12 protein-coding genes are annotated in these 15,381 nt (G+C 56.6%); 9 read left to right on the forward strand and 3 right to left on the reverse strand.

The window, feature by feature from the left end; translation table 11 throughout:
- The first annotated feature begins 3 nt into the window (after positions 1–3).
- The 4 genes from JBE38_RS16130 (at position 4) to JBE38_RS16145 (ending at position 4,243) form a co-directional block, all read left to right on the forward strand.
- Positions 4–1,407 (forward strand): UvrD-helicase domain-containing protein, encoded by a 1,404-nt coding sequence (locus JBE38_RS16130; protein WP_205344667.1) that lies wholly within the window; start codon positions 4–6, stop codon positions 1,405–1,407.
- Positions 1,407–2,066, forward strand: coding sequence for a DarT ssDNA thymidine ADP-ribosyltransferase family protein (locus JBE38_RS16135; RefSeq protein WP_205344668.1), 660 nt, complete (start codon positions 1,407–1,409; stop codon positions 2,064–2,066). The genes JBE38_RS16130 and JBE38_RS16135 overlap by 1 nt, the downstream gene beginning before the upstream one ends.
- The gene (locus JBE38_RS16140; RefSeq protein ID WP_205344669.1) at positions 2,063–3,763 is read left to right on the forward strand and encodes an ADP-ribosylglycohydrolase family protein; all 1,701 of its coding nucleotides are present in this window, start codon (positions 2,063–2,065) and stop codon (positions 3,761–3,763) included. Before JBE38_RS16135 ends, JBE38_RS16140 begins: the two co-directional genes overlap by 4 nt.
- A gap of 291 nt (positions 3,764–4,054) precedes the next feature.
- Positions 4,055–4,243, forward strand: a complete 189-nt coding sequence (locus tag JBE38_RS16145) for a hypothetical protein (protein WP_205344670.1) — start codon at positions 4,055–4,057, stop codon at positions 4,241–4,243.
- A 183-nt stretch (positions 4,244–4,426) separates the two neighbouring features.
- Here the strand turns inward: JBE38_RS16145 and JBE38_RS16150 are convergent, their stop codons facing one another.
- Both JBE38_RS16150 and treR read right to left on the reverse strand, forming a co-directional pair.
- Positions 4,427–5,197, reverse strand: a complete 771-nt coding sequence (locus tag JBE38_RS16150; RefSeq protein ID WP_205344671.1) for an APH(3')-II family aminoglycoside O-phosphotransferase — start codon at positions 5,195–5,197, stop codon at positions 4,427–4,429.
- Positions 5,198–5,210: 13 nt separating this feature from the next.
- Positions 5,211–5,915, reverse strand: a complete 705-nt coding sequence (treR, locus tag JBE38_RS16155; protein WP_205344672.1) for a trehalose operon repressor — start codon at positions 5,913–5,915, stop codon at positions 5,211–5,213.
- Between the two features lie 249 nt (positions 5,916–6,164).
- Here treR and treP point away from each other — a divergent pair, with 249 nt between their 5' ends.
- The 5 genes from treP (at position 6,165) to JBE38_RS16180 (ending at position 13,586) form a co-directional block, all read left to right on the forward strand.
- Positions 6,165–7,607 carry a PTS system trehalose-specific EIIBC component gene (gene treP / locus JBE38_RS16160; RefSeq protein ID WP_104994736.1) on the forward strand — a complete coding sequence of 481 codons (1,443 nt, stop codon included), beginning with the start codon at positions 6,165–6,167 and terminating at the stop codon, positions 7,605–7,607.
- A gap of 125 nt (positions 7,608–7,732) precedes the next feature.
- Positions 7,733–9,379: an alpha,alpha-phosphotrehalase gene (treC, locus tag JBE38_RS16165; protein ID WP_090368741.1), complete on the forward strand. Its 1,647-nt coding sequence runs from the start codon at positions 7,733–7,735 to the stop codon at positions 9,377–9,379.
- Positions 9,380–9,449: 70 nt separating this feature from the next.
- Positions 9,450–10,670 carry a maltoporin gene (locus JBE38_RS16170; RefSeq protein WP_090372312.1) on the forward strand — a complete coding sequence of 407 codons (1,221 nt, stop codon included), beginning with the start codon at positions 9,450–9,452 and terminating at the stop codon, positions 10,668–10,670.
- A 109-nt stretch (positions 10,671–10,779) separates the two neighbouring features.
- Complete coding sequence (gene ptsP, locus JBE38_RS16175) at positions 10,780–13,305, forward strand: phosphoenolpyruvate--protein phosphotransferase (protein ID WP_205344673.1); 2,526 nt, start codon at positions 10,780–10,782, stop codon at positions 13,303–13,305.
- Between the two features lie 2 nt (positions 13,306–13,307).
- Positions 13,308–13,586, forward strand: a complete 279-nt coding sequence (locus tag JBE38_RS16180) for a PTS transporter subunit EIIB (RefSeq protein WP_060754294.1) — start codon at positions 13,308–13,310, stop codon at positions 13,584–13,586.
- 124 nt (positions 13,587–13,710) lie between these two features.
- On the opposite strand, the gene mltF is transcribed toward JBE38_RS16180, so the two are convergent.
- Positions 13,711–15,171, reverse strand: a complete 1,461-nt coding sequence (mltF, locus tag JBE38_RS16185) for a membrane-bound lytic murein transglycosylase MltF (RefSeq protein WP_060754293.1) — start codon at positions 15,169–15,171, stop codon at positions 13,711–13,713.
- Between the last annotated feature and the right edge of the window lie 210 nt (positions 15,172–15,381).

The raw sequence follows: 15,381 nt of genomic DNA on the forward strand, positions 1-15,381 counted from the left end.
TCTATGAAAACACTCCCACCGGTCGGACCCTCTCCGGAGCAACGAGCTCTTGTGAGTCAGAACAGGCTTGGCGTAGAAGTTATTTGCGGCGCAGCCGGAAGCGGAAAAACTACAACCGCCCTCCTTAGACTGAAATCGCTATCTCACATGTTCAACGGTCGACTTGTGCGTCAGGAGGAGGATCGACCTATAAAGATTTTGATTCTCACGTTCAACCGGACGCTTGCTGGATATGTTTCAGAGCTAGCACGCCAACAACCTGACCCCAAATTCAAAATCGACTTAGAAATAGAAACTTTTAGTCGCTGGGCTCTAAATAGACTCGGCTATCAACTAGGCGACCAAAAAAAAGCTGAGGGGGTTCTATATGCATTCGCAACTCAGATTAAGAATCTTTCGCCTCAATATGTCGTTAACGAATGCAATTACATTCTAGGTCGCTTTGAGCCGGAGCGGCTTAATAGTTATCTAGATGCAGACCGAACTGGGCGAGGCCAGATGCCGCGAGTCCCCAAAGCTACGCGGCAACAAATTCTTGATGAAGTTATTGAGCCTTATCATGCATGGCTTCGGGAGAATAATATAATAGACTGGAATCAACTTGCAGTCTTCATGGCAAGAAATATAAGCCCGATCGGCTACGACATTGTAATTGTCGACGAGACCCAGGATTTCTCAGCTACTCAGCTTAGAGCAATAAAGCATCATTTGGCTGATGATCACACCGTGACATTTGTGATTGATACGGTTCAGCGTGTTTATGCTAGGGGCTGGGCATGGGCAGAGGCAGGGTATGAAGTTCGCTCTGAGAGAATTACCAACCTTCGCAACAATCATCGTAATACTCAACAAATCGCTGCTTTCGCGGCTGGAATTCTTGCGGGAGTAACTGTAGATGGGGAAGGTGCCATGCCTAATCTGCATGCAGCAACGGAGAACGGGCCTCTACCTCTCATACTAAAAGGGAAATATCAGCGCCAAATAGACTGGGCTATAGATTATATTTGCCGTAAAATCAATCTCAAAGAGGAGTCGGTCGCATTTCTCAAACCACTAGGTGGCGGATGGTTTGATACCATTCGTGCTTCCTTAGATAGTGCACGTATTCCTTATGCCAATATTACCAGAGAGCGAGAATGGCCTCGAGGTCAAGAAAACGTGGCCACATGCTCTTTTCATTCAGCAAAAGGCCTAGAGTTCGACTACGTTTTTATCCTGGGTTTCAATCAAAGAAATACGGAGTTTTCTGAGGAAGATAAAGGCGACCAGCTTCTTGTTCTGCGTCGCTTGCTCGCTATTGCGGTAGCCCGAGCGAGAAAAGCGGTCTTCGTTGGTTACAAGCCTGGAGAAGAGTCGAGACTGATCCAGTTCTTTGAAGTAGGCACCTATGCTGAGGTTGATGTGTAATGCTTATTGAAGAAATTAAGAGGCGTGGTATTGTTGAGCTTCTTCATTTTACAACCAATCGAGGAATTGTAGGTACGCTTGATTCTGGCTATCTGCTTTCTCGTTATCGTGTAAGACAAGAAGATAATCTCAAATACATCCTGCATTGCAATTCAACAAATCGCCCAGAAGAAAGCGATTTTTTTGATAAGAGCGAGCATTGGATTGATTTTGTAAATCTATCAATTTCAGAGATTAATAGAAGATATTTTGAGGTCTCTCAGGGTTGGCATCTCAATGCGGATGTTTGGTGGGGTATTCTTTCCTTTGATGTCGCTGCAATGGCTGACGATGGCGTGTATTTTGCTACAACTAATAATTCTTACGATTACTGTATAAGAAAAAAAGGACTGGAAGGGTTTAATGGTTTGTTTGCACCTGTGATAAGGCGAAAACCACCAAGTTGGAGTGCGTGTCGCCTAAGACGAGCTGAGCATCTTCCTACATGTGAGCAGGCGGAAGTACTCTATCCCCGTGCACTTCCAATTCGATATTTACGCTGTATATACGTATTAGACGAAACCTGCCATGATACAGTCATAGGTTGGCTAGGGGAGTTTGGGCACACTGATGTCGATGTCCAAATAAATCCCCAAAAGTTCCAAGGAGTGAAAAATTGAGCAATCCACTATCCGCAAGCAAAGCTTCTGATCTCAGACAGTCTCACGCCTTCACACAGACCGTTGTTGAGTCAGCCTTGTGGGCTGCTGCTGGCGACGCGCTAGGCTGGATTACAGAGCTTTCGCATGGGCCTGCTGGTGTTAAGAACCGGACTGGGTCAACTGAGGTGAAGCAACCAGTCGCCTGGCAGCGATTGATCGCTGGTCGTAATGGTCCCAAAGTCGCTCTGCCTGCGGGAACCTACTCTGACGACACTCAGCTGCGCCTTGCAGTATCACGCTCCATTCGAGGAAATGGAGTGTTTGATGTTGAGACATTTGCAAAAATTGAACTACCTGTTTGGCCTACTTACGCATTGGGTGCAGGTTTAGGCACAAAAGCAGCAGCTCTCAATCTTTCACGTAGAGGCGTTAATTGGTTTTCAAATTTCTATGTGAAAGGCGCACAGAGTTATATACAAAGTGGTGGTAACGGAGCGGCGATGAGAATTCAGCCGCACGTCTGGTCATCGAAAGGTGATGATCAAGAGATGCTCTTGAACGTATTTAGAGATGCCATCACAACCCATGGTCATCCTCATGGTTTTTGCGGCGCTGTATTTCATGCTCTTGTCCTAAAGGAAACGCTGCAAGAAGGTTCTATTCCTGGCCCTTCCAGTTGGAAAGAAATTGCTCAACAATTTCTAGAGTTACCGAAGATAATCCGCGAGGACAGCCAGCTAGTAGATTTTTGGCTCGCTTCTTGGGAGCGTGAAACAAAAAATACCCTAGAAGAAGCCATGTCCAGGTTTTGTGGCGAGGCGCTGCATGATATTAGCCGAGTCTCTGAGGCGATAAACGATAATCCAGTTGCTGCATATAAATCAGCAATTTCATCTATTGGGTGTTTGACAGATCGTTTCCGTGGATCTGGGTTTAAAACAGCACTAGCCGCTTCGGTGCTGAGCTATCTGTATCGCTCTGAACCCATAGAGGAAGCGCTTGTGTTGTCTGCCAATGTGCTTGAGAGCGACACGGATACTATTGCAACTATGGCCGGAGCGCTTTTGGGGGCTATAGCAGGTCGCTCCCCAATATGGAATATTCAAGATTCGGATTACATTATCTCTGACGCGACACGTCTTGCTAACATCGCCATCGGAAATCCTCAGTCAAGCTTTTCTTACCCTGACATTGGGCGATGGAATCCTCCTGTCAATCAAGGTGCATCCATTCGCGTATATGAAGATAGGCTCGCAATTGCCGGACTTGGTGCGCTGGAAACTTATGGTGACGAATACAGTTTCGGGGATCACGTGTGGCAATGGTCCACACTGCCATTTGGCCAGACAATTCTTGCTAAGAGAAAAGCTTTCATAAATGATGTTGTCGGCATAGATCAACTTCCGAAGCCAAGCGCGCCTTCCTATATGCCACCAAGCCGAAGTGCGCCTGACTCTCAATTTAATATTCAGCAACCTGAGTTAAATTTCGAAATTGGAAATACTCAGTCAGCACAAGAAAAACCGTGCGAAGATATGTTTTTAAATGATCTTGATGCCGAATCGGATATCATAATCTCATCAAATTTTGATAGCCACACAATAGGTAAGATTTTTAAAATTCGGATCGATGCGACTTCCTCGATCGAGTCGGCCATGACCCTTTTGGCAATTGTAGCTAAGGCTAGAATCGCCAGAAATAAACGCCGAAAATGAGAGAATGGTAATGATCTGAGACTGATATTTAATGCCTCGCGATGCAGTGCATTGAAATGCAGCTGCATCGTGGCTCACTGCGTTAAATAGTGGTGAAGGATCTGAGTACGAAGTAGAGTTGGGCAAGGTGGGTTCAGTGGTGAGTAAAGTAGTTTTTATCTTTTCCGGGCTTTTTGAATCATGATCAGGCTTTTAGCCGCACTCACAGCCACCTCAGGCTCTACTGACGAAAAGTCTTGCTTGATCAAAAAATGCAATAGAAGCTCGAAACCATTGCTTGTTGGGGGTGATATGAAAGATCGTAGTCACGATGAAGCAATGGCCGAGGTTTTCCGGGCTGATCCCGCATACGCTATTGAATTGCATGCAGAAGTCTGTCGTGAGGGCTGCGCTGGCGAACTGGCCGTGCTGACGCGGCAACTCTCCACTGGCGTCGCCTTGCTGAAGATGGTTCATAACGACACAGGCCATAAAGATTGATTTTTAATTAGTATGGTATTTTCCATGGTTTTAAAATTCTTGTCGCCTTTGTGCGCCCTAGATCCAAGGGCTTCGGCGCTCTATTGATAATAGAGTGGGAGTGATCCTGCAATAGCAGGTGAGTGCTGAATAACAAAACCCCGGCCATATGCCGGGGTTTTGTGTTTCAGGTGGCAGGCGAGGTCAGAAAAACTCGTCCAGCAAACAATAGAACTTCATGCGCTGTTCATCGGGTTCAACACCATAAAGCTCAAAAAAGGCTTTCACCCATGCCTGCCCCAGGTTGCGTTCAATACTTCGCGCTGCCAGGGCCAGGTCTTGATAACGGTCACTGATTCCCAGGCGGCCGCAGTCGATGAAGCCGCTGAAGCGAGCGTCTGCCGTCATGAAGTTCGGTAGGCAGGCATCGCCATGGGTGACAACCTGATCTTGGATCTTTGGCCGAGTCGACAGCAGTTCGGCAAACACGTCCTCTGCACTTCGTCCCAGTCGCTCATCGTCGAAGTCCGCCTCGTCCACGAGCCCGGCACTGACATGCTTCTGGGCGCGTGTGATACGTTGCTCAACTGAATGGTCGAAGGGGCAAAGCGCGACGGGGACTTGATGCAAAGTCCGCAGCGCCGTCGCCAGTATGTTGATGACCTGCGCGGCAGAAAGCCCGGTGGCACTGGCCAGGTCCTGTCCCGGCACGGCGGTCATCAGCAGCCAATGGCGATGGTCGTCTTGCACTTCATCCAGGACCACAGGTGCAGGCAGATCCATTTGCCGCAGCCAACGAAGCCGTTCGACTTCGTCTGCCAGCTCGCTGTGTTCATCGATCCGCTCTGATTTCAGGAACAGATCCGTGCGGCCATCCTGGCGCAGGCGAAAGACGTCTGCCCGCGACTCGCCGATGGCTTGCTGCTCGATGAGTGCATGGGGGTATTGTCTATGCCATTTGCCTGGGATTTTCATGTTTGTTTCCGGCTTATCGACGTGCAATATCCGAAAAATAAAACTTATCCAACGTATGCCGCGACTCGGTGTACTCGAACTGCCGCCCGTCCTGCAAAAACGTCTGGTTACTCACCACGATCACATGGCTCTGGCCTTCGAGGTCGAGGTGGGTCTGGTCGTCTTTGCCGCGCGGCAGGGCTTCGATGGTGCGTTGGGCGTAGGCAATCTGCAACTGCAGGGTCTGTTCGATAAACGCGTAGATCGATTGTTCGGCAATGTCGCGATCCAGCCCCGGGATCACGTCCGCGACGAAGTGGTTGATGTCCAGGATCACGCGTTTGCCGCCGATGCGCCGTACCCGTTTGATGCGGGTGATCAGGGTGCCGGGCTCTGCTTCGATGTGTTGCAGCAGTGTGCCTTCCAATGGGAGCTGGGTGAACTCGACGACTTCGGTGCGTACGTCATCGCCCAGGTCGGCGTGGGTTTCGTGGAAGCTGACGATACCGCCCAGTTGGAACTCGATCGGGTTGGGCGACAGCACGAAGGTGCCCTTGCCGTGGATCTTTTGTGCAAAACCACGTTCCTGCAACTGCTCGATGGCCCGGCGCACGGTGCCTCGGCTGGCCTGGTAGCTGTCCATCAATTCGGTTTCGGAGGGAAGGCGCGTGCCGCGTTGCAGGCGTTCAGTGGTGATGCTGGCAAGCAGATCCGTATAGATCTGGTTGTATTTGCTCATGGAGATGGCTCTGTGCCCGACTGATGAAGGTGACTGCGCGTTCAGGCAGGAACCTTAGTGGCAGAGGTGGGGTTTGTCCATTGCAGGCCGGCGTAAGAGCTGAAATGTCTGACTCAAGGTTCGGAAAAGTAAACAATTTGTAACTCGTCTGTACGAGTTGTTGCTTTAACTCGTACAGACGAGTACTTTTGCCCTCGGCGTGCTGCCAATGACTGCCCTCCAATAAAAAAATCAAAGTGGAAACCAAGCATGAGCCACGACTATTCGACGATTGCCCGCGAGATTCTCGAAAACCTCGGGGGCAGCGAAAACCTTGAGCAAGCTGCCCACTGCGTGACCCGCCTGCGCCTGGCGCTCAAGGACCCAAGCCTGGTCAAGAGCAGCGCGTTGAACCAGGTCGATCTGGTCAAGGGCTCGTTCTTCACCGGCGGTCTGTTCCAGGTGGTGATCGGCCCCGGTGAAGTGGAAAAGGTCTACGCCGCCTTGCGCGAGCAGACCGGTCTTGCGGCCGCCACCATCGCCGACGTGAAGAAGAAGGGCGCCGACAAGACCAACGCCATGCAGCGCCTGGTGCGGGTGTTCTCCGACGTGTTCATGCCGATCCTGCCCGCGTTGATCATCGCCGGCCTGTTGATGGGCGTGAACAACCTGATGGGCGCCAAGGGCATGTTCATCGAGGGCAAGACGCTGCTGGAGGCCTATCCGAACCTGGATGGCTTGTGGAGCCTGATCAACCTGATGGCCAACACCTCGTTCGTGTTCCTGCCGGCGCTGGTGGGCTGGTCAGCGGCCAAGCGCTTTGGCGGCAGTGAAATCCTCGGCATCGTGCTCGGCCTGATGCTGGTACACCCGGACCTGCTCAATGCCTGGAACTACGGCAAGGCAGTGGCCGGGCTCGACGGCCAGAGCCTGCCGTACTTCGATATTTTCGGCTGGTTCAAGATTGAGAAGGTGGGCTACCAGGGGCAGATCCTGCCGATCCTGATGGCGGCATATGTGATGAGCGTCATCGAGAAATGGCTGCGGGCGCGGGTGCCGAATGCGATTCAACTGCTCGTGGTGCCGATCACCACCATCGTCGTGACCGGTGTGCTGGCGCTGGCGATCATCGGCCCGGTGACCCGTCACCTGGGCATCCTGATCACTGAAGGCGTGGTGACGCTGTTTGATCTGGCACCGATGATCGGCGGGGCGATTTTCGGCCTGTTGTATGCGCCGTTGGTCATCACCGGCATGCACCACATGTTTCTCGCCGTGGACTTGCAACTGATCTCTACCCAGGGCGGCACCTTTATCTGGCCGATGATCGTCATGTCCAACCTGGCCCAGGGCAGCGCCGCACTCGCGGTGTTCTACACCACCCGCAATGCGCGGGACAAAAGCATGGCGTCGACCTCGGCGATCTCCGCGTACTTCGGCATCACCGAGCCGGCGATGTTCGGGGTCAACCTGCGCTTCAAGTTTCCGTTCTATGCCGCTCTGGTGGGCTCGGCGCTGGGCAGCATTTTCCTTTCGCTGAACAAGGTGCAGGCGTCGGCCATTGGGGTAGGGGGACTGCCTGGTTTTATCTCGATCGTACCGAGCGCCATTCCGATGTTTGTGATTGGGATGGTCGTCGCGATCGTGGTGCCGTTTGTTTTGACCTGTGCGTTGAGCATGAAGATTGTTCGGCCCGGGTATCGCGTCGCCTGATCAACCGCTATCGGGAGCAAGCCCCCTCCCACTGTTTGATGTGTGAATGCATTCAAGTGTGGGAGGGGGTTTGCCCCCGATGAGGCCCGAGAGGCCAGTCCCCCAATCAACTGAAGGAACCCACCATGCAAGACTGGCAACACTCGGTGATCTACCAGGTCTACCCCAAAAGCTTCCACAGCCACGCGGGTAACGCCACCGGTGACCTGCTGGGCATCGTGGACAAACTCGACTACCTCCAATGGCTGGGCGTGGATTGCCTGTGGATCACTCCGTTCCTGCGTTCGCCGCAACGCGACAACGGCTACGACATCAGCGACTACTACGCCATCGACCCCAGCTACGGCACCATGGCCGACTGCGACCTGCTGATCAGCGAAGCGGCCAAGCGCGGCATCAAGCTGATGCTGGATATTGTGGTCAACCACACCTCCATCGAACATGAGTGGTTCCAGCAAGCGCGCAGCAGCCTCGACAATCCGTACCGCGACTTCTACATCTGGCGCGACCAGCCGAACAACTGGGAGTCCAAGTTCGGCGGCTCGGCCTGGGAATACGAAGCGCAAACCGGGCAATACTTCCTGCACCTGTTCGACCACACCCAGGCCGATCTCAATTGGGATAACCCCCAGGTGCGCGCCGAGGTGTTCAAGTTGATGCGCTTCTGGCGCGACAAGGGCGTGGGCGGTTTCCGCCTGGACGTGATCAACCTGATCTCCAAGCCTGCCGATTTTCCCGAAGACAACAGCGATGGCCGGCGCTTCTACACCGACGGCCCGAACGTGCACGAATACCTGCAGGAAATGCACCGCGAAGTCTTCGAAGGGCACGACCTGATCAATGTCGGCGAGATGTCCTCCACCAGCCTGGAGCACTGCGTGCGCTACTCACGGCCGGAGTCGAAAGAGCTGTCGATGACCTTCAACTTTCATCACCTGAAAGTCGATTATCCGAACTTGCAGAAGTGGGTGAAGGCCGACTTCGATTTCCTGCAACTCAAGCAGATCTTTTCCGACTGGCAACTGGGCATGCAGGCCGGTGGTGGCTGGAACGCATTGTTCTGGTGTAACCACGACCAGCCCCGTGTGGTCTCGCGCTTTGGAGATGACGGCGAGCACCGCGTGGTCTCGGCCAAGATGCTCGGTACTGCGTTGCACTTTCTGCAGGGCACGCCGTTTGTGTACCAGGGTGAAGAACTCGGCATGACTAATCCGGGTTTCGACAACATCTCGCAGTACCGCGATGTGGAGACCCTGAACATCTTCCGTCTCAAGCGCGATGCCGGAGAGTCCGAGGCTTCGAGCATGGCGGCGATCATGCAGAAGTCCCGCGACAACAGCCGCACGCCGATGCAGTGGAGCAACGAAGCGAATGCCGGTTTCAGCACGGGTGAACCGTGGATCGGCATTCCGGCCAACGCGGCGCACATCAACGTTGCCAACCAGCTGGATGATCCGGATTCGGTGCTGCATCACTACCGTGCGCTGATCGCTCTGCGGCGCCACGAGCCGCTGATTCAGCAAGGCGTTTACCGCCAACTGCTGCAAGACCATCCGCAAGTCTGGGCCTATGTGCGCGAAGGCCATGGCGAGCGCTTGCTGGTGCTCAACAACTTCTACGGCGAGCGCTGCGAAATCCAGTTGCCGGAAACGCTCATCACCGCGGCGACTGAGCAACGCCTGCTGATCAGCAACTACCCCGACTGCCCGCGTCGTTCGAACCGGGTGGTGTTACGCCCCTATGAATCGTTCGTGCTGCACCTCAAGGATTGAGACCGGCTGGAACCCCTGTATGGGAGTGCAGGGGCGCTTCAAAAAACATAATAAAAAAGTGGAGTGCTTCATGAAAACAACAATCAAGCTGGGCCTTATTGCGTCGTGTCTCACTGCCCCCTTTGCCGCTCAGGCCCTGGAGTTCGCTGGCTACCTGCGCAGCGGCGCGGGCACTTCGACCGGCAGTGGTAAACAGCAGTGCTTTCAATTGCCGGGGGCGCAAACGAAATATCGTTTGGGCAATGAATGTGAGCAGTACGCCGAGTTGGAATTGCGCCAGGACCTGCTCACCCTGGATGACGGTTCGGTGTTGAGCGTCGATGCCATGGCGTCCCTCTACAACCGGTACGACCGTGCCCTGAAGTTCCAGGGCGAGGATAACGGCTCGGCACGTATGCCGCAGATGTATGCGCAGTGGTCCAAGCTGCCCAGCCTCAATGGCGGTTCGCTGTGGGCGGGGCGGCGTTACTACAAGCGTAACGATATCCATATCTCCGATTTCTACTACTGGAACCAGAGCGCTACGGGCGGTGGCGTCGAGGACGTATTGATCGGCGACCTCAAATACAGCTACGCGATTTCCCGCAAGGACAATCTGTACCAGAAGGAATACGCCACCCGTCACGACTTCAACGTGGCGGGCTTCAAGACCAACCCGGGCGGTGAGCTGGAGTTCGGCTTGAGCTACATCGACAAAGCGGGCGGCCGCGACGCTCACAGCGGATGGGCGATCACGGCGCAGCATGTGCAAAAACCTTTCCTGGGTGGCAAGAACAAATTCGCCCTGCAATACGGTGAAGGCCCCGGCACCGGCCTCGGTTATACCGGCGATACGGCGCTGGACAAAAGCAGCAAGAGCTACCGTGCCGTGGAGTTTTTCGACTGGCAGGTGACCCCGCGCTTCGGCGGGCAGGTCGAAGCGGTGTACCAGAAAGACATCCGTCCCGGCAGCCAGGACCAGACCTGGATGTCCATCGGCGTGCGCCCGGCGTATGCGATCAGCGAACAATTCAAACTGGTCACCGAGCTTGGCCATGATCAGGTCGAGGCCAGTGGTGGCACGCGCAAACTGAGCAAATTCACGTTTGCTCCGACCTGGTCGCCTAAAGGCCCGGACTTCTGGGCGCGACCGGAGGTGCGCTTGTACTACACCTATGCAAGCTGGAACGAGGCGGCCAAGCGTGCGGCGAATGAACTGGCGGCGGGTTCGGCGTTGTCCGACACCGGCGCCTACGGCACGGCACGGCATGGCTCGAATGTGGGTGTGCAAGTCGAATACTGGTGGAAATAGCGTGGCCCCATGTGAGAGGGGGCAAGCCCCCTCCCACATTTGATTCCTGTCACTGATGGGATTAGCTCCCACCCAATGATTTTTAAAGAACAAGACAGCAGGTGAAGTCATGACCACAACTCAACCCCTGGAACTGCTGGCGCCCTTGTCCGGTGTCCTGCTGGCGCTGGATCAGGTGCCCGATCCGGTGTTTGCCAGTCGCCTGATCGGTGACGGCCTGTGCATCGACCCGACCTCGCAGACCCTCTGCGCGCCGTTGGCCGGGGTGATCAGCAATATCCAGGACAGTGGGCATGCCGTCAGCGTGACCGACGACAATGGTGTCCAGGTGCTGCTGCATATCGGCCTGGATACCGTAAACCTGGCGGGGCAGGGCTTCACCCGACTGGTGCAGGAAGGCCAGCGGGTGCTGCTGGGGCAGCCGCTGATCGAATTCGATGCCGACTACTTGGCGCTCAATGCGCGTAGTTTGCTGACCCTGATGTTGGTGGTCAGCGGCGAACCCTTCACGCTCCTGGCCAATGGGCGAGTGGAGGTGGGCCAGCCGCTGCTGCGGGTTTCAGCCTCTCAACCCGCTGATGAGGAGGTTGAAGAGGAGGGCGAGGCGCTGTTCTCCAAGCCGTTGACCTTGCCCAATGCCAACGGCCTGCACGCCCGCCCTGCGGCGGTGTTGGCCCAGGCGGCGAAAGGGTTCAAGGCGAGCATTTACTTGCACAAGCAAACCCAGAGCGCCAATGCCAAGTCATTGGTGGCGATCATGGCGCTGCAAACCGTACAGGGCGATACCTTGCAGGTGAGCGCCGCTGGCGAAGATGCCGAGGCAGCGATCAAGGCGCTGGTGACGTTGTTGAATGAGGGCTGTGGTGAGGCGGGCGTGGCGACGGTCGAGGTGGCTGAGCCGTCGGCGCCTGCGGCGTCATCGACAGTGCTGCGCGGCGTTTGTGCCTCGCCAGGGTCGGCGTTTGGCCAGGTGGTGCAGGTGGCCGAGCCTGAACTGACGATCACCGAAGCCGGCGCTGGCGAAGCGCTCGAGCGCGCGGCCCTGGACCGTGGCCTGCTGGCGGCGACCGTCGCCCTGCAAAGGTTGCAAGACAACGCGACAGGCAGTGCCCAGGCCGAGATTTTCCGCGCCCACCAGGAGTTGCTCGAAGACCCGAGCTTGCTGGAACAAGCCCACGACCTGCTGGCGCAAGGCAAGAGCGCTGCGTTTGCCTGGCACAGTGCCACGGTGACCACCGGCAAATTATTCCAGGGCCTGGGCAGTACATTGCTCGCCGAGCGTGCGGCTGACCTGGCCGATGTCGGCCAGCGCGTCTTGAAGTTGATCCTCGGCATTCAGGACCGCGCCTGGGATTTACCCGAGCGCACGATCCTGATCGCCGAACAACTGACCCCCTCGCAAACCGCCAGCCTGGACACGCACAAGGTGCTCGGCTTTGTCACCGTCGGCGGTGGCGCGACCAGCCACGTCGCAATTCTTGCGCGGGCGTTGGGGTTGCCGGCGATCTGCGGCGTGCCGGTGCAGGCACTGGCGCTGGCCAACGGCAAGCAGGTGCTGCTCGACGCCGACCAGGGCGAACTGCACCTGGAGCCGAACCTGGCTGAAATCGAACAGTTGGAAGCGGCGCGCCAGCAGCAAGTGCTCAGGCGTCAGCGTGACGTGGCGCAGGCGGCTTTGCCGGCCACTACCCGCGACGGCCATCACGTCGAAGTCACGGCTAACGTCGCCTCGTTGCAGGAGGTAGAACAATCCCTGGCCCTCGGTGGTGAGGGCGTCGGGCTGCTGCGTTCGGAGTTTCTGTACCTGGACCGCAACCGTGCACCTAGCCCGCACGAACAAGCCGGCACCTACGCCGCCATTGCCTGTGCCTTGGGCACCGAGCGCAATCTGGTGGTCCGCACTCTGGATGTGGGCGGCGACAAACCATTGGCCTATGTACCGATGGACAGCGAGGCCAACCCCTTTCTCGGCTTGCGCGGTATTCGCCTGTGCCTGGAGCGCCCGCAGTTGTTGCGTGAACAGTTGCGCGCGATCCTTGCCAGTGCCGGTTTCGCACGCCTGCACATCATGTTGCCGATGGTCAGCCTGCTGTCGGAGTTGCACCTGGCCCGCACGATGCTTCAGGAAGAAGCGCTGGCGCTCGGGCTCACCGAGCTGCCGAAGCTGGGCATCATGATCGAAGTGCCGTCTGCCGCCTTGATGGCTGATGTGTTTGCGCCGCATGTGGATTTCTTCTCCATCGGCACCAACGACTTGACCCAATACACCCTGGCCATGGACCGTGACCACCCGCGCCTGGCCAGCCAGGCCGACAGCTTTCACCCAGCGGTATTGCGTTTGATCGCCACCACCGTCAAGGCCGCCCACGCCCACGGCAAGTGGGTAGGGGTGTGCGGCGCGTTGGCGTCCGAGACGCTGGCGGTGCCGGTGTTGATTGGCCTGGGGGTGGATGAGCTGTCGGTCAGCGTGCCGTTGATCCCGACCATCAAGGCCACTGTGCGCGACCTGGACCTGGCTGACTGCCAGCTCATCGCCCGCCAGGTACTGGGCCTGGAAGAAGCCGCCCAAGTACGTGAAGCCCTGCGCCTGTACCACGCGGCTACCGTTGAAACCTCACCTGTTGTGGAGCACTGAGCATGTTCGAGAAAGTACAGCGGGCGTTCTGGAAAGCCCTGACCCCGGATCTGGTTGCCGAGACGGCCACTGCGCCGACGCAGAGTCTGTTGTCGGCCGAAGTGCTGAGCGCATTGGGTGGGGCCGATAACCTCAAGTCGCAGCAGCGTGTGGCGCTGACGCGGGTGCGGGTACAGTTGCAGGATGTGGGACGCCTGGATGAGATGAGGTTGAAGGCGGCGGGTGTGCCCGCCGTGATGGTGTTGGCGGGTGGGGTGGTGCATCTGCTCACCGGCTTATAGCCAAGTGAAGATCCACCTGTGGGAGGGGGCTTGCTCCCGATAGCGGTGTGTCAGCCAGCCTATTCAAAGCTGATTCACCGCCATCGGGAGCAAGCCCCCTCCCACATGGCAGTTTGCAACGTTCTTATAGCTGCGGGGTGTCTTCCGGCGGCTTGGTTTTGTCGATACCCGGCACGTGCAGGTTGCCCTCGACCACCTGGTTGCCCTCCAGCTGCGGCTGGGTTACCCAGGTCAGGATGTCGTAGTAACGGCGGATGTTCGCCACAAAATGCACGGGCTCACCGCCGCGGGCGTAGCCGTAGCGGGTCTTGCTGTACCACTGCTTCTGCGAGAGGCGCGGCAGCATCTTTTTCACATCCAGCCACTTGTTCGGGTTCAGGCCGTCGCGCTTGGCCAGGGTGCGCGCATCTTCCAGGTGGCCTGTGCCGACGTTGTAGGCGGCGAGGGCGAACCAGGTGCGATCGGGCTCGGCGATGCTGTCGTCCAATTCATCCTTGATTCTCGCCAGGTACTTGGCACCGCCCATGATGCTTTGCTTGGCGTCCAGCCGGTTGGACACGCCCATGGCCTGGGCGGTGTTCTGGGTCAGCATCATCAGGCCGCGCACGCCGGTCTTGGAGGTGACGGCCGGTTGCCACAGGGATTCCTGATAGCCGATGGCCGCCAACAGGCGCCAATCGACTTTTTCTTCCTTGGCGTAGGTGCGAAAGTGTTTCTCGTACTTGGGCAGGCGCTGCTGCAGATGTTGCGCGAAGGTGTAGGCGCCGACATAGCCGAGCACATCGACATGCCCGTAGTAGCGGTCTTTCAGGCGCTGCAGGGTGCCGTTCTTCTCGACCTTGTCCAGGTAGCTGTTGATCTCGTTGAGCAGGCTGTTGTCATCACCCGCCGCCACTGCCCAGCTCTGGTTGCTGGCGTTGCCGAGGTCAAACGCCACGCGCACATTGGGGAAATACACCTGGTTCATCGCCACTTCGTTGGAGTCCACGAGGGTCAGGTCGATCTGGCCCTCGTCCACCATGCGCAGCAGGTCGACCACTTCAACGGCGTCGGATTCTTCGTATTCGATTGCAGGATTTTGCTTTTTAAGCGCCGCCAGTTGTTCGGCGTGGGTGCTGCCCTTGAGCACCATGATCTTCTTGCCGACCAGGTCCGCCGCGTTGGTCGGGCGCGACTGGCCGTTGCGGTAGATGATCTGCGGGGTCACTTCGAGATAAGGATGGGAGAACCGCACCTGTCGCTGGCGCTGTTCACTGCTGACCAGGCCGGCGGCGGCGAGCACCGGGCCCTTGGGTTTGCCCAGCTGGCCGAACAGGTCGTCGAGATTGTCGGCGGTCTCGATTTCCAGCTTCACTCCCAGTTCGTCGGCAAAGCGCTTGACCAGCTCGTACTCGAAACCGGTTTCACCGTTGCGATCCTGGAAATAAGTCGCCGGGCTGTTTCGGGTAACCACCCGCAACACACCATCCTCCTTGATTCGCTCGAGCGTGCTGGGTTTATCAACACAGGCGCTGAGCAGCAGGAAGAGTCCGGTGACGAAGAGCCATTTGGCGCATCGCTGGCGCAAAGCAGTTGGGGAGAACATTGGCGCAGTATACGCAAACGGCCCTCGGCGCCATATCTCGACAGCAGGGGACTTGTCTGCTAGCGCCCGTAAAACCGGGCTGCAGCCCGCAGAAACGCGGGTTGGCAAAGGTTTATGACGGTTAAAATAACTGCATGCGCGGCCCGGCAAAACGCCCCGGGAGCGTGCATTACCTGCCAACTGACGTTCGGCAGCGGCCGGCCGTAGCGT

Source organism: Pseudomonas sp. ICBG1301 (assembly GCF_016918385.1).
GTDB classification, from domain to species: Bacteria; Pseudomonadota; Gammaproteobacteria; order Pseudomonadales; family Pseudomonadaceae; genus Aquipseudomonas; species Aquipseudomonas palleroniana.